This window comes from Streptococcus danieliae, from assembly GCF_013415245.1.
Lineage (GTDB): Bacteria > Bacillota > Bacilli > Lactobacillales > Streptococcaceae > Streptococcus > Streptococcus danieliae_A.
Map to the genome: position 1 here is coordinate 1 of NZ_JACBXX010000162.1, position 15,456 is coordinate 15,456.

General features: G+C 41.8%; 30 protein-coding genes. All 30 read left to right on the plus strand.

The window, feature by feature from the left end; genetic code table 11:
• Positions 1 to 170 (plus strand): transposase (locus HZY94_RS07890; RefSeq protein WP_179924934.1); only part of this gene is annotated, 170 nt, incomplete at its 5' end.
• Between the two features lie 511 nt (positions 171 to 681).
• The gene (gene rpsJ, locus HZY94_RS07895) at positions 682 to 990 is read left to right on the plus strand and encodes a 30S ribosomal protein S10 (protein WP_135036571.1); all 309 of its coding nucleotides are present in this window, start codon (positions 682 to 684) and stop codon (positions 988 to 990) included.
• Positions 991 to 1,082: 92 nt separating this feature from the next.
• Positions 1,083 to 1,709 carry a 50S ribosomal protein L3 gene (gene rplC, locus HZY94_RS07900; protein WP_135036568.1) on the plus strand — a complete coding sequence of 209 codons (627 nt, stop codon included), beginning with the start codon at positions 1,083 to 1,085 and terminating at the stop codon, positions 1,707 to 1,709.
• 25 nt (positions 1,710 to 1,734) lie between these two features.
• A complete protein-coding gene (gene rplD, locus HZY94_RS07905; protein WP_160332861.1) occupies positions 1,735 to 2,358 on the plus strand; it encodes a 50S ribosomal protein L4 in 624 nt (207 codons plus the stop codon).
• On the plus strand, positions 2,358 to 2,654 hold the full coding sequence (locus HZY94_RS07910; protein WP_160332862.1) for a 50S ribosomal protein L23: 297 nt from the start codon (positions 2,358 to 2,360) through the stop codon (positions 2,652 to 2,654). Before rplD ends, HZY94_RS07910 begins: the two co-directional genes overlap by 1 nt.
• Before the next feature lie 17 nt (positions 2,655 to 2,671).
• Positions 2,672 to 3,505, plus strand: coding sequence for a 50S ribosomal protein L2 (gene rplB, locus HZY94_RS07915; protein ID WP_179925731.1), 834 nt, complete (start codon positions 2,672 to 2,674; stop codon positions 3,503 to 3,505).
• 194 nt (positions 3,506 to 3,699) lie between these two features.
• Positions 3,700 to 3,978 carry a 30S ribosomal protein S19 gene (gene rpsS, locus HZY94_RS07920; protein ID WP_000533765.1) on the plus strand — a complete coding sequence of 93 codons (279 nt, stop codon included), beginning with the start codon at positions 3,700 to 3,702 and terminating at the stop codon, positions 3,976 to 3,978.
• 14 nt (positions 3,979 to 3,992) lie between these two features.
• Positions 3,993 to 4,337: a 50S ribosomal protein L22 gene (rplV, locus tag HZY94_RS07925; protein ID WP_135036556.1), complete on the plus strand. Its 345-nt coding sequence runs from the start codon at positions 3,993 to 3,995 to the stop codon at positions 4,335 to 4,337.
• Between the two features lie 12 nt (positions 4,338 to 4,349).
• Positions 4,350 to 5,003, plus strand: a complete 654-nt coding sequence (gene rpsC / locus HZY94_RS07930; protein WP_135036553.1) for a 30S ribosomal protein S3 — start codon at positions 4,350 to 4,352, stop codon at positions 5,001 to 5,003.
• Positions 5,004 to 5,006: 3 nt separating this feature from the next.
• A complete protein-coding gene (gene rplP, locus HZY94_RS07935) occupies positions 5,007 to 5,420 on the plus strand; it encodes a 50S ribosomal protein L16 (protein WP_160332864.1) in 414 nt (137 codons plus the stop codon).
• Between the two features lie 9 nt (positions 5,421 to 5,429).
• On the plus strand, positions 5,430 to 5,636 hold the full coding sequence (rpmC, locus tag HZY94_RS07940) for a 50S ribosomal protein L29 (RefSeq protein WP_160332865.1): 207 nt from the start codon (positions 5,430 to 5,432) through the stop codon (positions 5,634 to 5,636).
• Between the two features lie 25 nt (positions 5,637 to 5,661).
• On the plus strand, positions 5,662 to 5,922 hold the full coding sequence (gene rpsQ, locus HZY94_RS07945; RefSeq protein ID WP_002885836.1) for a 30S ribosomal protein S17: 261 nt from the start codon (positions 5,662 to 5,664) through the stop codon (positions 5,920 to 5,922).
• Positions 5,923 to 5,947: 25 nt separating this feature from the next.
• Positions 5,948 to 6,316: a 50S ribosomal protein L14 gene (rplN, locus tag HZY94_RS07950; RefSeq protein WP_135036544.1), complete on the plus strand. Its 369-nt coding sequence runs from the start codon at positions 5,948 to 5,950 to the stop codon at positions 6,314 to 6,316.
• A 75-nt stretch (positions 6,317 to 6,391) separates the two neighbouring features.
• Positions 6,392 to 6,697 (plus strand): 50S ribosomal protein L24, encoded by a 306-nt coding sequence (gene rplX, locus HZY94_RS07955; RefSeq protein WP_160332866.1) that lies wholly within the window; start codon positions 6,392 to 6,394, stop codon positions 6,695 to 6,697.
• A gap of 23 nt (positions 6,698 to 6,720) precedes the next feature.
• On the plus strand, positions 6,721 to 7,263 hold the full coding sequence (rplE, locus tag HZY94_RS07960) for a 50S ribosomal protein L5 (protein ID WP_135036539.1): 543 nt from the start codon (positions 6,721 to 6,723) through the stop codon (positions 7,261 to 7,263).
• A gap of 17 nt (positions 7,264 to 7,280) precedes the next feature.
• Positions 7,281 to 7,466 carry a type Z 30S ribosomal protein S14 gene (locus tag HZY94_RS07965; protein ID WP_001085699.1) on the plus strand — a complete coding sequence of 62 codons (186 nt, stop codon included), beginning with the start codon at positions 7,281 to 7,283 and terminating at the stop codon, positions 7,464 to 7,466.
• A gap of 217 nt (positions 7,467 to 7,683) precedes the next feature.
• Positions 7,684 to 8,082, plus strand: a complete 399-nt coding sequence (gene rpsH / locus HZY94_RS07970; protein WP_160332867.1) for a 30S ribosomal protein S8 — start codon at positions 7,684 to 7,686, stop codon at positions 8,080 to 8,082.
• A 98-nt stretch (positions 8,083 to 8,180) separates the two neighbouring features.
• Positions 8,181 to 8,720 carry a 50S ribosomal protein L6 gene (rplF, locus tag HZY94_RS07975; RefSeq protein ID WP_160332868.1) on the plus strand — a complete coding sequence of 180 codons (540 nt, stop codon included), beginning with the start codon at positions 8,181 to 8,183 and terminating at the stop codon, positions 8,718 to 8,720.
• Between the two features lie 78 nt (positions 8,721 to 8,798).
• Positions 8,799 to 9,155, plus strand: coding sequence for a 50S ribosomal protein L18 (gene rplR, locus HZY94_RS07980; protein ID WP_135036533.1), 357 nt, complete (start codon positions 8,799 to 8,801; stop codon positions 9,153 to 9,155).
• A gap of 17 nt (positions 9,156 to 9,172) precedes the next feature.
• Positions 9,173 to 9,667, plus strand: coding sequence for a 30S ribosomal protein S5 (gene rpsE / locus HZY94_RS07985; RefSeq protein WP_135036530.1), 495 nt, complete (start codon positions 9,173 to 9,175; stop codon positions 9,665 to 9,667).
• 13 nt (positions 9,668 to 9,680) lie between these two features.
• Positions 9,681 to 9,863 (plus strand): 50S ribosomal protein L30, encoded by a 183-nt coding sequence (rpmD, locus tag HZY94_RS07990; RefSeq protein ID WP_202056480.1) that lies wholly within the window; start codon positions 9,681 to 9,683, stop codon positions 9,861 to 9,863.
• 136 nt (positions 9,864 to 9,999) lie between these two features.
• Entirely contained in the window at positions 10,000 to 10,440 is a 441-nt protein-coding gene (rplO, locus tag HZY94_RS07995) for a 50S ribosomal protein L15 (protein ID WP_160332870.1), read from the plus strand.
• 22 nt (positions 10,441 to 10,462) lie between these two features.
• A complete protein-coding gene (gene secY / locus HZY94_RS08000; RefSeq protein ID WP_160332871.1) occupies positions 10,463 to 11,773 on the plus strand; it encodes a preprotein translocase subunit SecY in 1,311 nt (436 codons plus the stop codon).
• A gap of 103 nt (positions 11,774 to 11,876) precedes the next feature.
• A complete protein-coding gene (locus tag HZY94_RS08005; protein ID WP_179925732.1) occupies positions 11,877 to 12,533 on the plus strand; it encodes an adenylate kinase in 657 nt (218 codons plus the stop codon).
• Between the two features lie 117 nt (positions 12,534 to 12,650).
• A complete protein-coding gene (gene infA / locus HZY94_RS08010; RefSeq protein WP_001029883.1) occupies positions 12,651 to 12,869 on the plus strand; it encodes a translation initiation factor IF-1 in 219 nt (72 codons plus the stop codon).
• A 24-nt stretch (positions 12,870 to 12,893) separates the two neighbouring features.
• Positions 12,894 to 13,010, plus strand: a complete 117-nt coding sequence (gene rpmJ / locus HZY94_RS08015) for a 50S ribosomal protein L36 (protein ID WP_001808836.1) — start codon at positions 12,894 to 12,896, stop codon at positions 13,008 to 13,010.
• Positions 13,011 to 13,036: 26 nt separating this feature from the next.
• Positions 13,037 to 13,402 (plus strand): 30S ribosomal protein S13, encoded by a 366-nt coding sequence (rpsM, locus tag HZY94_RS08020; RefSeq protein ID WP_135036515.1) that lies wholly within the window; start codon positions 13,037 to 13,039, stop codon positions 13,400 to 13,402.
• 18 nt (positions 13,403 to 13,420) lie between these two features.
• Positions 13,421 to 13,804 carry a 30S ribosomal protein S11 gene (gene rpsK / locus HZY94_RS08025; protein ID WP_135036512.1) on the plus strand — a complete coding sequence of 128 codons (384 nt, stop codon included), beginning with the start codon at positions 13,421 to 13,423 and terminating at the stop codon, positions 13,802 to 13,804.
• A 46-nt stretch (positions 13,805 to 13,850) separates the two neighbouring features.
• Complete coding sequence (locus tag HZY94_RS08030; RefSeq protein ID WP_160332873.1) at positions 13,851 to 14,786, plus strand: DNA-directed RNA polymerase subunit alpha; 936 nt, start codon at positions 13,851 to 13,853, stop codon at positions 14,784 to 14,786.
• An 11-nt stretch (positions 14,787 to 14,797) separates the two neighbouring features.
• Positions 14,798 to 15,184 (plus strand): 50S ribosomal protein L17, encoded by a 387-nt coding sequence (gene rplQ / locus HZY94_RS08035; protein WP_160332874.1) that lies wholly within the window; start codon positions 14,798 to 14,800, stop codon positions 15,182 to 15,184.
• The last annotated feature ends 272 nt before the right edge of the window (positions 15,185 to 15,456 follow it).

The following is a 15,456-nucleotide window of genomic DNA, read 5'->3' on the forward strand; positions in this document are numbered from 1 at the left end:
GTCGGATTTTCGCACAACGAAAAGTTGATGTGGAACCTGTCTTTGGACAGATAAAGGCTTGTTTAGGTTACAAACGTTGTAATCTACGAGGAAAACGACAAGTAAAAATTGACATGGGATTGGTTCTCATGGCCAATAACCTCCTCAAATATGGGAAGAGGAGTACCTAAAAAGAAAAGGAGAGACTCATTTCAACGAATGAATCTCTCCTTTTTATACTTTACGGGACTTTTTGTCCCAAGCTCGAGAGTACCAAATCTTGTTTGCGAAGCAAACTCCAATCGTTCGCTTGATAGCGAACATTTCATGTTCGTCCATATCATAGGCTCAGCGAGTCAATTCCTGACTCGCTGAGAGGACTCCGAACCCGACCTAATCAACCTTGTGGGGGTGGGACTACGAACTAATTTTGAAAAAAATTAGTTCGTAGTCCCACTCCCCTCTTTTTATTTTTCTTCTATATAATTAGAAAAAATGAGGGTCTAAAAACTTTTTAAAAAAATCGTAGCATTTCCCTTGCAATGCTCCCGCGCGTGTGGTAGACTATTCAAGTGCTGTAAAAAACACAGTCTTAGCTTTGATACAAGAGGTTGCGACACGCTCGGTTGCACTGCCACGCAAGGCGGTCGGTTTTCTTGAGGAGCTAGCCTATTACTTAAATAGACGAAAAAGGAGAAAAAGATGGCAAACAAAAAAATTCGCATTCGCTTGAAAGCTTACGAACACCGTACACTTGACACAGCGGCTGCTAAAATCGTAGAAACTGCTGGTCGTACAGGTGCTGAAGTAGCGGGGCCAATCCCTCTACCAACAGAACGTAGCCTTTACACAATCATTCGTGCGACTCACAAATACAAAGATTCTCGCGAACAATTTGAAATGCGGACTCACAAACGTTTGATCGACATCATCAACCCAACTCAAAAAACAGTTGACGCTTTGATGAAACTCGACCTTCCAAGTGGTGTGAACGTAGAGATCAAACTGTAATCAAGGAACGAGATCGCGTGATCTTGTCTTGAGCATAAAAAACGCTCGTTAAAAACTTTTTGAAAAAATAGAAAGAAAAGGAACATTTTCTCATGACAAAAGGAATCTTAGGGAAAAAAGTGGGAATGACTCAAATCTTCACTGAATCAGGTGAGTTTATCCCTGTTACTGTTATTGAAGCAGCTCCAAACGTTGTTCTTCAAGTGAAAACAGTTGAAACAGACGGATACAACGCTGTTCAAGTTGGTTTTGACGACAAACGTGAAGTATTGAGCAACAAACCTGCCAAAGGCCATGTAGCGAAAGCTAACACAGCTCCTAAGCGCTTCATTCGTGAATTCAAAAACATTGAAGGCTTGGCAGTTGGTGATGAAATCTCAGTTGACACTTTCCAAGCTGGAGATGTTGTTGATGTAACAGGAACTTCTAAAGGTAAAGGATTCCAAGGTGTTATCAAACGCCATGGTCAATCACGTGGACCTATGTCTCACGGTTCTCGTTACCACCGTCGTCCTGGTTCAATGGGACCAGTTGATCCAAACCGTGTTTTCAAAAACAAACGTTTGGCTGGACGCATGGGTGGTGACCGTGTAACAATCCAAAACCTTGAAATTGTTCAAGTTGTTCCAGAGAAAAACGTTATCTTGATCAAAGGTAATGTACCAGGTGCTAAGAAATCTCTTATCACTATCAAATCAGCAGTGAAGGCTGCTAAATAATTAAGGAAAGGGGAAAACAGTCACAATGGCAAATGTAAAATTATTCGACCAAACAGGTAAAGCAGCTGGCGAACTTGCCTTGAACGATGCAGTATTTGGGATCGAACCAAATGAAGCAGTTGTGTTTGATGTGATTATCAGCCAACGTGCAAGCCTTCGTCAAGGAACTCACGCAGTGAAGAACCGTTCAGCAGTATCTGGTGGTGGCCGTAAACCATGGCGCCAAAAAGGAACTGGACGTGCTCGTCAAGGTTCTATCCGCTCTCCACAATGGCGTGGTGGTGGTGTTGTCTTCGGACCAACTCCACGTTCATACAGCTACAAACTTCCACGCAAAATGCGTCGTTTGGCTCTTCAGTCTGTTTACTCAGCTAAAGTTGCTGAAGACAAGCTTGTAGCAGTTGAAGGTCTTTCCTTCACAGCGCCAAAAACTGCAGAATTTGCAGCTGTTCTTAAAGCACTTAACATTGATTCAAAAGTACTTGTGATTCTTGAAGAAGGAAATGAATTTGCTGCACTTTCAGCTCGTAACCTTCCAAACGTAAAAGTTGCGACTGCAGCAACTGCAAGTGTTCTTGATATCGTGAATAGCGACAAACTTCTTGTTACTAAAGAAGCGATCTCAACTATCGAGGAGGTTCTTGCATAATGAACTTGTATGACGTTATTAAAAAGCCTGTCATCACTGAGAAATCAATGGCTCAAATGGAAGCAGGGAAATACGTATTTGAAGTAGATACACGTGCACACAAACTCTTGATCAAGCAAGCTGTTGAAGCTGCTTTTGAAGGTGTTAAAGTTGCAAACGTGAACACAGTGACTGTGAAACCTAAAGCAAAACGTGTTGGACGTTTCAATGGTTTTACTGCAAAAACTAAAAAAGCTATCATCACACTTACAGCTGATTCAAAAGCAATCGAGTTGTTTGCTGCTGAAGCTGAATAATCTAAGGAGGAAATAGCGTGGGAATCAGAGTTTATAAACCAACTACAAATGGTCGCCGTAATATGACCTCTTTGGATTTCGCTGAAATCACAACAAACAAGCCAGAAAAAACCTTGCTTGTTCCTTTGAAAAACAAAGCTGGTCGTAACAACAACGGTCGTATCACTGTTCGTCACCAAGGTGGTGGACACAAACGTCATTACCGTTTGATCGACTTCAAACGTAACAAAGATGCGGTTGAAGCAGTTGTTAAAACAATCGAATACGATCCAAACCGTTCTGCAAACATCGCTCTTGTACACTACACAGACGGTGTGAAAGCTTACATCATTGCTCCTAAAGGTCTTGAAGTAGGTCAACGTATTGTTTCTGGTCCAGATGCCGATATCAAAGTCGGAAATGCTTTGCCACTTGCAAACATTCCTGTCGGTACTCTTGTACACAACATTGAGTTGAAACTAGGACGTGGTGGTGAGTTGGTCCGTGCTGCTGGAGCATCTGCTCAAGTATTGGGTCAAGAAGGTAAATACACTCTTGTTCGTCTTCAATCTGGCGAAGTTCGTATGATCCTTTCAACTTGCCGTGCAACTGTTGGTGTTGTCGGAAACGAACAACACGGATTGGTTAACCTTGGTAAAGCTGGACGTAACCGTTGGAAAGGTGTTCGCCCAACTGTTCGTGGTTCTGTAATGAACCCTAACGATCACCCACACGGGGGTGGTGAAGGTAAAGCACCAGTCGGACGTAAAGCACCATCAACTCCATGGGGCAAACCTGCTCTTGGACTTAAAACTCGTAATAAGAAGGCTCGTTCTAACAAATTGATCGTACGCCGTCGCAACGAGAAATAATATGGTCTTTTAGTATAAGGCGGCGAGTCGTAGACAGTACTGTCTACGGCAAGACGAGCTAATACAGTAATAAAAGACAAACTCAAAGAGTATAAACACAATTAAACACTATTCCGCCAGCTCGGTAGGGTCAGCAAGAGTTTTCTTGCTCCCAAGCCGTTGTGGTACAGTATTTTAAAGGAGAAACTATAAAAATGGGACGTAGTCTTAAAAAAGGACCTTTCGTCGATGAGCATTTGATGAAAAAAGTTGAAGCTCAAGCGAATGATGAAAAGAAAAAAGTCATTAAAACTTGGTCACGTCGTTCAACGATTTTCCCAAGTTTCATTGGTTACACAATCGCAGTTTATGATGGACGTAAACACGTACCAGTTTACATCCAAGAAGACATGGTAGGTCACAAACTTGGTGAATTTGCACCAACTCGTACTTACAAAGGTCACGCTGCTGACGATAAGAAGACACGTAGATAAGAGAGGAGAACGACATGGCAGAAATGACTTCAGCTAAAGCAATGGCTCGTACAGTGCGTGTTTCACCTCGTAAATCTCGTCTAGTGCTTGATAACATTCGTGGTAAAAACGTTGCTGACGCAATCGCAATCTTGAAATTCACTCCAAACAAAGCTGCTGGTATTATCGAGAAAGTTTTGAACTCTGCAATCGCTAATGCTGAGAACAACTTAGGTTTGGACAAAGCTAACCTTATTGTAAGTGAAGCTTACGCAAACGAAGGACCAACAATGAAACGTTTCCGTCCACGTGCCAAAGGTTCAGCTTCACCAATCAACAAACGCACTTCCCACATCACTGTGGTAGTTGCAGAACAATAAGGAGGTTAACTCGTGGGTCAAAAAGTACATCCAATTGGAATGCGTGTCGGTATCATCCGTGACTGGGATGCTAAATGGTATGCTGAAAAAGAATACGCGGATTACCTTCATGAAGATCTTGCTATCCGCAAATTTATCCAAAAAGAATTAGCAGACGCAGCTGTTTCAACAATCGAAATCGAACGTGCTGTGAACAAGGTTAATGTTTCTCTTCACACTGCAAAACCAGGTATGGTTATCGGTAAAGGTGGAGCAAACGTTGATGCCCTACGTGCTAAATTGAACAAAATGACTGGAAAACAAGTTCACATCAACATCATCGAAATCAAAAAACCTGATTTGGATGCACACCTTGTTGGTGAAGGAATTGCTCGTCAATTGGAGCAACGTGTTGCTTTCCGTCGTGCACAAAAACAAGCTATCCAACGTGCAATGCGTGCTGGAGCTAAAGGAATTAAAACTCAAGTATCTGGACGTTTGAACGGTGCGGATATCGCTCGTAGCGAAGGATACTCTGAAGGAACTGTTCCACTTCACACATTGCGTGCAGATATCGACTACGCTTGGGAAGAAGCAGATACAACTTACGGTAAACTTGGTGTTAAAGTATGGATCTACCGTGGAGAAGTTCTTCCAGCTCGTAAAAACACTCAGGGAGGTAAATAACCAATGTTAGTACCTAAACGTGTGAAACACCGTCGTGAGTTCCGTGGGAAAATGCGCGGTGAAGCTAAAGGTGGAAAACAAGTAGACTTCGGAGAATACGGTCTTCAAGCTACAACAAGCCACTGGATCACTAACCGCCAAATCGAAGCTGCCCGTATCGCTATGACTCGTTACATGAAACGTGGTGGTAAAGTTTGGATCAAGATTTTCCCTCACAAATCTTACACTGCGAAAGCAATCGGGGTTCGTATGGGATCTGGTAAAGGGGCACCTGAAGGTTGGGTTGCACCAGTTAAGCGTGGTAAGGTGATGTTTGAAGTTGCAGGTGTTTCTGAAGAAGTTGCACGTGAAGCTCTTCGTCTTGCTAGTCACAAATTGCCAGTAAAATGCAAATTTGTTAAACGTGAAGAGAAGTAAGGAGAAAGCATGAAACTTGAAGAAATCAAAAAATTTGTTGAAGAACTTCGTGGTCTTTCTTCAGAAGAACTTGCGAAGCGTGAAAACGAATTGAAAAAAGAATTGTTTGATCTTCGTTTCCAAGCGGCTACTGGTCAATTGGAGCAAACAGCTCGTTTGAAAGAAGTGAAAAAGCAAATCGCTCGTATCAAAACAGTTCAATCAGAAGTTAAATAGACTTGGGAAAGGAGAAATCTAACTAATGGAACGTAATCAACGTAAGACCCTTGTTGGACGTGTCGTTTCTGACAAGATGGATAAAACAATCACAGTTGTAGTTGAAACTAAACGTAACCACCCAGTCTATGGTAAACGTATTAACTACTCTAAAAAGTACAAGGCTCATGATGAGAACAACGTTGCTAAAGAAGGCGATATCGTTCGTATCATGGAAACTCGTCCGCTTTCAGCTACAAAACGCTTCCGTCTTGTAGAAGTTGTTGAAGAAGCGGTTATCATCTAATCGAACCGAAAAGGAGAAAAGGTAAATGATTCAAACAGAAACTCGTTTGAAAGTTGCTGATAACTCAGGTGCCCGCGAAATCTTGACAATCAAGGTTCTTGGTGGTTCAGGACGTAAATTCGCCAACATCGGTGATGTTATCGTAGCTTCTGTAAAACAAGCGACTCCTGGTGGTGCGGTTAAAAAAGGTGACGTTGTGAAAGCCGTTATCGTTCGTACTAAAACAGGTGCTCGTCGTGCAGACGGTTCTTACATCAAATTTGATGAGAATGCTGCTGTTATCATCCGTGATGACAAAACACCTCGTGGAACACGTATCTTTGGCCCAGTTGCACGTGAATTGCGTGAAGGTGGCTTCATGAAGATCGTTTCTCTTGCACCAGAGGTATTGTAAGAAACACAAACGATAGTCCCCTGGAAGTTTTCTTTCAGGGTGCCCCTATGGGCGTAAGAATTTAAGGAGAAAAGAATGTTTGTAAAAAAAGGCGATAAAGTTAAAGTAATCGCAGGTAAAGACAAAGGTGTAGAAGCTGTTGTCCTTACTGCCCTTCCAAAAGTTAACAAAGTCATCGTTGAAGGTGTCAACATGGTTAAGAAACACCAACGTCCAAATAACGAACTTCCTCAAGGTGGTATCGTTGAAATGGAAGCTCCAATCCATGTATCAAATGTACAAGTTTTGGATAAAAATGGTGTTGCTGGACGTGTTGGCTACAAATTTGTAGACGGCAAAAAAGTTCGTTACAATAAAAAATCAGGCGAAGTGCTTGATTAATCACGAAGGAAAGGAGAAGTAACATGGCTAATCGTTTAAAAGAAAAATATCTTAATGAAGTGGTTCCTGCTTTGTCTGAGAAGTTCAACTATTCTTCTGTAATGGCAGTTCCAAAAGTAGATAAAATCGTTTTGAACATGGGTGTTGGTGATGCAGTTTCAAACGCTAAAAACCTTGAAAAAGCTGCAGAAGAACTTGCACTTATCTCCGGTCAAAAACCATTGATCACTAAAGCGAAGAAATCTATCGCCGGCTTCCGTCTTCGTGAAGGTGTAGCGATCGGTGCTAAAGTAACCCTTCGTGGTGAGCGTATGTATGATTTCTTGGACAAATTGGTTTCTGTATCACTTCCACGTGTACGTGACTTCCAAGGTGTTCCAACTAAATCATTCGACGGACGTGGTAACTACACACTCGGAGTTAAAGAGCAATTGATCTTCCCTGAGATCAGCTTTGATGACGTTGACAAAACACGCGGTATGGATATCGTTATCGTAACGACAGCGAATACAGATGAAGAGTCTCGCGAATTGCTTGCTGGACTTGGAATGCCTTTCGCTAAATAATTCAGGAGGAACTTAAATTGGCTAAAAAATCAATGATCGCTAAAAATAAGCGTCCTGCAAAGTTCTCTACACAAGCTTACACTCGTTGCGAACGTTGTGGACGTCCACACTCAGTTTACCGCAAATTTAAGCTTTGCCGTGTTTGCTTCCGTGAGCTTGCTTACAAAGGGCAAATTCCAGGCGTAACAAAAGCTTCTTGGTAATAAGAAGATTCTAGCCATGATGAACATTGCGAAAAAAGATAATTCAAGTATTAACTGAGAGTTGTCTTTTTCGCTAGGTTCAGAGGGCGGATTCGAGAAATGAGATACAGGTTTCTTGGATTTTTAAAACACGGGCAATAGCCTGTGTGATTATTTGTATCGTTTATGAACTAGCAAGTGACTTGCTCAAACTACTAGTAAGAGGAGAAATCAAACAATGGTTATGACTGACCCAATTGCAGACTTTTTGACACGTATTCGTAACGCTAACCAAGCGAACCACGAAGTTCTTGAAGTACCTGCATCAAAGATCAAAAAAGGGATTGCTGAAATTCTTAAACGCGAAGGTTTCGTGAAAAACGTTGAAGTGATTGAAGATGACAAACAAGGTGTTGTTCGCGTATTCTTGAAATACGGACCAAACGGTGAAAAAGTTATCACAAACTTGAAACGTGTTTCAAAACCAGGACTTCGTGTTTACAAGAAGAGCGAAGATCTTCCAAAAGTCTTGAACGGACTTGGAATTGCAATCGTATCAACTTCTGAAGGTTTGCTTACAGATAAAGAAGCACGCCAAAAGAACGTTGGTGGTGAGGTAATCGCCTACGTATGGTAATCTCTTAGGAGATGATCCAACTCCCATGACCAGCTTGCTGGCCATGGCCCCGTGAAAACTAGTCGCACTGCGGCTCGATAATTTAACAGGAGATAAACATGTCACGTATTGGTAATAAAGTAATCGTATTGCCTGCAGGTGTTGAATTGAACATTGCAGAAAACAACGTGGTTACTGTCAAAGGTCCTAAAGGTGAATTGGTTCGCGAATTCTCTAAGGATATCGAAATTCGTGTGGAAGGAACAGAGGTAACTCTACACCGTCCAAACGACTCTAAAGAAATGAAAACAATCCACGGTACAACTCGTGCCCTTTTGAACAACATGGTTGTTGGTGTATCAGAAGGATTCAAGAAAGAACTTGAAATGCGCGGGGTTGGATATCGTGCACAATTGCAAGGAAGCAAATTGGTTCTTGCAGTTGGTAAATCTCATCCAGATGAAGTAGAAGCTCCAGAAGGAATCACTTTTGAACTTCCAAACCCAACAACAATCGTTGTTTCAGGAATCTCAAAAGAGGTTGTTGGACAAACTGCTGCTTACATCCGTAGCCTTCGTGCACCAGAGCCTTACAAAGGTAAAGGTATCCGTTACGTTGGAGAATTCGTACGTCGTAAAGAAGGTAAAACAGGTAAATAATGAGTGGGACTTGCTTGCAAGTCCACTGATTTACCGATTCTGTGCTTAGCACAAACAAAAAAATAAGAGGTGAAAATTGTGATTTCGAAACCAGATAAAAACAAACTCCGCCAAAAACGCCATCGTCGTGTTCGCGGAAAACTCTCTGGAACTGCTGATCGCCCACGTTTGAACGTTTTCCGTTCTAATACAGGCATCTACGCTCAAGTAATTGATGACGTAGCGGGTGTAACGCTCGCAAGCGCTTCAACTCTTGACAAAGACGTTTCAAAAGGTACAAAAACAGAACAAGCTGCCGTTGTTGGTAAACTTGTTGCTGAACGTGCAGTTGCTAAAGGTATTTCTGAAGTGGTGTTCGACCGCGGTGGATATCTATATCACGGACGTGTTAAAGCGTTGGCTGATGCAGCTCGTGAAAACGGATTGAAATTCTAATAGGGAGGACACTGAAAATGGCATTTAAAGACAATGCAGTTGAACTTGAAGAACGCGTAGTTGCCATCAACCGTGTTACAAAAGTTGTTAAAGGTGGACGTCGTCTACGTTTCGCAGCTCTTGTAGTTGTTGGTGACCGCAATGGCCGTGTTGGATTTGGTACTGGTAAAGCTCAAGAAGTTCCAGAAGCAATCCGTAAGGCTATCGAAGATGCTAAGAAGAACTTGATTGAAGTTCCTATGGTTGGTACAACAATTCCTCACGAAATCACATCAGAATTTGGTGGAGCTCGTGTATTGTTGAAACCAGCTGTCGAAGGGGCTGGAGTTGCTGCTGGTGGTGCTGTTCGTGCCGTCATCGAATTGGCAGGTGTTGCAGATATTACATCTAAATCACTTGGTTCAAACACTCCAATCAACATCGTTCGTGCAACTGTTGAAGGATTGAAACAATTAAAACGTGCTGAAGAGGTTGCTGCTTTACGTGGTATCTCAGTATCTGACTTGGCATAAGAAAGGGGATAAAATGGCTCAAATTAAAATTACTTTGACTAAGTCTCCAATCGGACGCAAGCCAAACCAACGTAAAACGGTTGTTGCCCTTGGACTTGGCAAATTGCACTCTTCTGTTATCAAAGAAGATAATCCAGCTATCCTTGGAATGGTAAACACCATCTCTCACTTGGTAACTGTAGAAGAAGTTAAATAAGAACATCATGGCTAAGTCGCAAAGAAGAATCTTTGCGACTTACAAGCCATTTAGACAAGCGAGTTTTTGTAAAAGTTTCCGTTTTACAAAAGCGCTAGCCCGTGACAGTGGTCACTAAAAAAGGAGAAAAAACAGAATGAAACTTCATGAATTGAAACCAGCAGAAGGCTCTCGTAAAGTTCGTAACCGTGTAGGTCGTGGTACTTCATCCGGTAACGGTAAAACTTCAGGTCGTGGACAAAAAGGTCAAAAAGCTCGTAGCGGTGGTGGCGTACGTCCAGGATTTGAAGGGGGACAAACTCCATTGTTCCGTCGTTTGCCAAAACGTGGTTTCACAAATATCAACCGTAAAGAATATGCGATTGTCAACCTTGATCAATTGAACGTCTTTGAAGACGGTGCAGAAGTAACACCAGTTGCTTTGATCGAAGCTGGAATTGTGAAAGCTGAAAAATCAGGTGTTAAAATCCTTGGTAACGGTGAGTTGACTAAGAAATTGTCTGTGAAAGCAGCTAAATTCTCTAAATCAGCAGAAGAAGCAATCACAGCTAAAGGTGGATCAATCGAGGTTATCTAAGAAACGATAGAGAGGTTACTCTATGTTCTTTAAAATTTTAAGGGATTCCTTAAAAATTAAGCAGGTCCGGACCAAGATTTGGATGACCCTTTTTATCCTCCTTGTCTTTCGCGTTGGAACCCATATTACGGTTCCAGGTGTGAATGCCCGGGTCCTTGCGGACTTGTCTCAATTGTCCTTCTTAAATATGTTGAGTTTGGTATCAGGGAACGCCATGCAGAACTTTTCGGTTTTTGCCTTGGGTGTTTCGCCTTATATCACTTCATCCATCGTTGTTCAACTACTCCAAATGGATATCGTTCCAAAGTTTGTGGAGTGGGGAAAACAAGGTGAGGTTGGACGACGAAAACTGAATCAGGCTACGCGTTATATTTCCCTGGTGTTAGCTTTTGTACAATCGATTGCGATTACAGCAAGTTTTAATACCTTGTCCAATGCCCAGTTGGTACCAACACCGAACTGGCAAACCTATCTCTATATTGGGTGTATTTTGACAACAGGAAGTATGATTGTGGTTTGGTTGGGAGAGCAAATCTCTGACAAAGGGTATGGAAATGGTGTTTCCATGATTATCTTTGCCGGGATTATCTCTGCAATTCCACGAACAATCTCTGGTCTTTATGAAGATTATTTCATCAATGTTCCAGCGGATCGTTTGCAGAATTCAACAATTTTCATTGCTTCAGTAGCCTTGGCTGTTCTGGCGATTATTTATTTTACAACCTTTGTACAGCAGGCTGAATATAAAATCCCGATCCAGTATACGAAATTGGCCCAGGGGGCTTCTTCTAGTTCTTACCTTCCCTTGAAGGTTAACCCAGCAGGAGTTATCCCGGTTATCTTTGCCAGTTCGATTACAGCTGCACCTGCCGCTATTGTCCAATTTATGATTTTAAGTGGGAATGATGCAGCCTGGGTAAGGAATATCCAAAATCTCCTGTCGACGGATATGCCGTCAGGGATTGCCATGTATGCATTACTCATTGTCCTCTTTACCTTCTTTTATACCTTTGTGCAGATTAACCCTGAAAAAACTGCTGAAAACTTGCAGAAGTCTTCAGCCTATATTCCAGGAGTTCGCCCAGGTAAGGGAACAGAGGTTTATATGTCCAAGCTCTTGCGTCGCTTAGCGCTTGTCGGCTCACTCTTCTTGAGTTTCGTTGCTATTATCCCAATCGTTGCTCAAAACGTATTCGGTTTGGCCGAAGCCGTAGCCTTGGGAGGAACCAGTTTGCTGATTTTGATTTCAACAGCTATTGATGGAATCAAGCAGTTGGAAGGTTATCTTCTTAAACGTCGCTATGTTGGCTTTATGCATACAGATACAGAATAGAATTTAGAGGATATCAGCTGGGGCTGATTCCTCTCTATTTTGTTTTTTACTAAGTTTATCAAGCGATTGATAGATTTAGTGGAAAACAAAAAGGAGAAAAGACATGAATCTTTTGATTATGGGCTTGCCAGGTGCCGGAAAAGGGACTCAAGCAGCTAAAATGGTCGAAGAATTTGGCCTTGCTCATATTTCTACAGGTGATATGTTCCGTGCAGCTATTGCAAATGAAACGGAAATGGGCTTGTTGGCAAAATCCTATATGGATCAAGGCCAATTGGTTCCAGATGAAGTAACCAATGGAATTGTGAAAGAGCGCCTTCAACAAGCAGATATTGCAGAGAAGAGCTTCCTTCTGGATGGCTACCCAAGAACTATCGAACAAGCTCATGCGTTGGATCAAGCGCTCGAGGAGCTACAGATTTCCTTGGACGGTGTCATCAACATTGATGTTGATCCAAGTATTCTTTTGGAACGTTTGAGTGGTCGTTTTATTTGTCGGACCTGTGGAGCAACCTACCACAAGGTGTTTAATCCAACAACTGTTGAGGGGACTTGCGACAACTGTGGTGGACATGACTTCTATCAACGAGAAGATGATAAGCCAGAAGCGATCAAAACTCGTTTGGATGTGAATATTGCTCAAGGTCAACCGATTATTGAACACTATACTGCCAAAGACATGGTCTTTGATATCCAAGGAGATCAAGAAATTGAGCAGGTTTTTGCAGATATTCAAGCAGCCGTAGAAAAAATCAAATAATCTACACTTTGTATCTTGCAATAAAACATTCTTAGTGGTACACTAGTTAGGTTCTGACTTATAATTGTCCCTCTATACCCAGAGGACGTAAATCGAAATTTAGGGAGGTACTTTTGCGTGGCAAAAGACGATGTGATTGAAGTTGAAGGTAAGGTAGTCGATACCATGCCAAACGCAATGTTTACGGTTGAACTTGAAAACGGCCATCAGATTTTAGCAACAGTTTCTGGTAAAATTCGTAAAAATTATATTCGTATTTTAGCGGGAGACCGTGTGACAGTCGAGATGAGCCCATACGATTTGACTCGTGGACGGATCACCTACCGCTTTAAATAAAGGAAAAAATTGGAGGATTAAGAAATGAAAGTAAGACCATCAGTTAAGCCAATTTGCGAATACTGTAAAGTTATTCGTCGTAATGGTCGTGTTATGGTTATTTGCCCTGCAAATCCAAAACACAAACAACGCCAAGGTTAATAATCAGTTATTAGAAAGGAGAAAACATGGCTCGTATTGCTGGAGTTGACATTCCAAATGATAAACGTGTAGTTGTATCACTTACTTATGTTTACGGTATCGGACTTCCAACTGCTAAGAAAATCCTTGCTGCTGCAGGTGTTTCTGAAGACGTTCGTGTTAAAGATCTTACACCAGATCAAGAAGACGCTATCCGTCGCGAAGTTGATACAATCAAAGTTGAAGGTGACCTTCGTCGTGAAGTAAACTTGAACATCAAACGCTTGATGGAAATCGGTTCTTACCGTGGTATCCGTCACCGTCGTGGACTTCCTGTCCGTGGACAAAACACTAAAAACAATGCTCGTACTCGCAAAGGTAAAGCTGTTGCGATTGCAGGTAAGAAAAAATAATATAGGAGGTAAACAGTCTTGGCTAAACCAACACGTAAACGTCGTGCGAAGAAGAATATCGAATCTGGTATTGCTCACATCCACGCAACATTCAATAACACTATCGTTATGATTACCGATGTACACGGAAATGCAATTGCTTGGTCATCAGCTGGTGCACTTGGTTTCAAAGGTTCTCGTAAATCTACTCCATTTGCTGCCCAAATGGCTTCAGAAGCAGCTGCTAAATCTGCGCAAGAACATGGTCTTAAATCTGTCGAAGTTACAGTTAAAGGTCCTGGTTCAGGTCGTGAATCTGCTATCCGTGCACTTGCTGCTGCAGGTCTTGAAGTAACTGCAATCCGTGACGTTACTCCAGTACCTCACAATGGTGCCCGTCCTCCAAAACGTCGTCGTGTATAATTGATTTTAAATTTACACAGCTTTTCGTTTTAAGAGGGAGTATAACATGATTGAGTTTGAAAAACCAAATATAACAAAAATTGATGAAAATAGTGATTACGGCATGTTTGTTGTTGAGCCACTTGAACGTGGTTACGGAACAACACTTGGCAACTCCCTTCGTCGTGTCTTATTGGCCTCCCTTCCAGGAGCAGCAGTAACATCGATCAATATTGATGGTGTATTACACGAATTTGATACAGTTCCAGGTGTCCGTGAGGATGTTATGCAAATTATCCTCAACGTCAAAGGAATTGCTGTTAAATCACTCGTTCAAGACGAAAAGATGATTGAATTGGATGTTAAAGGTCCTGCTGTGATTACAGCTGGTGACATTTTGACAGACAGTGATATCGAAATTGTCAATCCAGATCATTACCTCTTTACCATTGGTGAAGGAGCAAGTTTCAAGGCTCGTATGACTGTTCGTACCGGTCGTGGATATGTTCCTGCTGATGAAAACAAGATGGATAATGCACCGGTTGGTACATTGGCGGTAGACGCAATCTACACACCAGTGAAAAAAGTCAATTACCAAGTTGAACCTGCTCGTGTAGGTAGCAATGATGGTTTTGACAAATTAACACTCGAAATCATGACCAATGGAACAATTATTCCAGAGGATGCTCTCGGTTTGTCTGCTCGTATTTTAAATGAGCACTTGAATCTATTTACTGATCTTACTGAAGTTGCTAAAGCAACTGAAGTGATGAAAGAAGCAGATTCAACTTCTGATGTCCGCGTCTTGGAACGCACAATTGAAGAATTGGATCTATCTGTTCGTTCTTACAACTGTTTGAAACGTGCAGGCATCAATACAGTATATGATTTGACTGAGAAAACTGAAGCTGAAATGATGAAAGTGAGAAACCTTGGCCGTAAGAGTCTTGAAGAAGTTAAATTTAAACTTCATGATCTAGGTCTTGGTCTAAAAGAGAAATAGAGGAGGAAATAATGGCTTACCGTAAATTAGGACGCACAAGTTCACAACGTAAAGCGATGCTTCGTGACCTTACAACTGATTTGCTCATTAACGAATCAATCGTAACTACAGAAGCTCGTGCAAAAGAAATTCGTAAAACAGTTGAAAAAATGATTACCCTTGGTAAACGTGGTGATTTGCATGCACGTCGTCAAGCAGCTGCTTTCGTACGTAACGAGATCGCAAGTGAAGTATACGATGCAGAAAATGATAAAATCGTTACTACAACTGCACTTCAAAAATTGTTCTCAGACATCGCTCCACGCTATGCTGATCGTAACGGTGGATACACTCGTATCTTGAAGACTGAACCACGTCGTGGTGATGCAGCCCCAATGGCGATTATCGAACTCGTTTAAAATCATCAATTTTGTTGAGTGTTATGATGATGGAGTCGCTTGACTCTTAGTCTAGCTCTGGTCTAGCACCAGGATTTTCCTGGTGCTAACACTCATCATTAAGATGATTGACGCTTGTTTACGCAAAGGTTCTTGAAAAGAACCCTGGCGTAAGCAGGCGTTTTTTTGGTTCTATAATAAGTTGTGTGGAAAGCTTTCTCTCCATGCAACTTTTTTTGTAATTCAGAGTGCAAAAAAAAGCAATTCCTAGTAAACTGATAAGTGGAAAAAAC

Bases quoted from the DNA above. Each gene is read 5' to 3' on its own strand.
- rpmJ (WP_001808836.1), top strand. From the start codon at position 12,894: ATGAAAGTAAGACCATCAGTTAAGCCAATTTGCGAATACTGTAAAGTT.
- rplD (WP_160332861.1), top strand. From the start codon at position 1,735: ATGGCAAATGTAAAATTATTCGACCAAACAGGTAAAGCAGCTGGCGAA.
- rpmC (WP_160332865.1), top strand. From the start codon at position 5,430: ATGAAACTTGAAGAAATCAAAAAATTTGTTGAAGAACTTCGTGGTCTT.
- rplV (WP_135036556.1), top strand. From the start codon at position 3,993: ATGGCAGAAATGACTTCAGCTAAAGCAATGGCTCGTACAGTGCGTGTT.
- HZY94_RS08030 (WP_160332873.1), top strand. From the start codon at position 13,851: ATGATTGAGTTTGAAAAACCAAATATAACAAAAATTGATGAAAATAGT.
- rpsM (WP_135036515.1), top strand. From the start codon at position 13,037: ATGGCTCGTATTGCTGGAGTTGACATTCCAAATGATAAACGTGTAGTT.
- rpsS (WP_000533765.1), top strand. From the start codon at position 3,700: ATGGGACGTAGTCTTAAAAAAGGACCTTTCGTCGATGAGCATTTGATG.
- rplQ (WP_160332874.1), top strand. From the start codon at position 14,798: ATGGCTTACCGTAAATTAGGACGCACAAGTTCACAACGTAAAGCGATG.
- rpsH (WP_160332867.1), top strand. From the start codon at position 7,684: ATGGTTATGACTGACCCAATTGCAGACTTTTTGACACGTATTCGTAAC.
- rplO (WP_160332870.1), top strand. From the start codon at position 10,000: ATGAAACTTCATGAATTGAAACCAGCAGAAGGCTCTCGTAAAGTTCGT.
- rplX (WP_160332866.1), top strand. From the start codon at position 6,392: ATGTTTGTAAAAAAAGGCGATAAAGTTAAAGTAATCGCAGGTAAAGAC.
- secY (WP_160332871.1), top strand. From the start codon at position 10,463: ATGTTCTTTAAAATTTTAAGGGATTCCTTAAAAATTAAGCAGGTCCGG.
- rplF (WP_160332868.1), top strand. From the start codon at position 8,181: ATGTCACGTATTGGTAATAAAGTAATCGTATTGCCTGCAGGTGTTGAA.
- rpsE (WP_135036530.1), top strand. From the start codon at position 9,173: ATGGCATTTAAAGACAATGCAGTTGAACTTGAAGAACGCGTAGTTGCC.
- rplE (WP_135036539.1), top strand. From the start codon at position 6,721: ATGGCTAATCGTTTAAAAGAAAAATATCTTAATGAAGTGGTTCCTGCT.
- HZY94_RS07910 (WP_160332862.1), top strand. From the start codon at position 2,358: ATGAACTTGTATGACGTTATTAAAAAGCCTGTCATCACTGAGAAATCA.
- rpmD (WP_202056480.1), top strand. From the start codon at position 9,681: ATGGCTCAAATTAAAATTACTTTGACTAAGTCTCCAATCGGACGCAAG.
- rplP (WP_160332864.1), top strand. From the start codon at position 5,007: ATGTTAGTACCTAAACGTGTGAAACACCGTCGTGAGTTCCGTGGGAAA.
- rplC (WP_135036568.1), top strand. From the start codon at position 1,083: ATGACAAAAGGAATCTTAGGGAAAAAAGTGGGAATGACTCAAATCTTC.
- rpsJ (WP_135036571.1), top strand. From the start codon at position 682: ATGGCAAACAAAAAAATTCGCATTCGCTTGAAAGCTTACGAACACCGT.
- HZY94_RS08005 (WP_179925732.1), top strand. From the start codon at position 11,877: ATGAATCTTTTGATTATGGGCTTGCCAGGTGCCGGAAAAGGGACTCAA.
- rpsQ (WP_002885836.1), top strand. From the start codon at position 5,662: ATGGAACGTAATCAACGTAAGACCCTTGTTGGACGTGTCGTTTCTGAC.
- rplN (WP_135036544.1), top strand. From the start codon at position 5,948: ATGATTCAAACAGAAACTCGTTTGAAAGTTGCTGATAACTCAGGTGCC.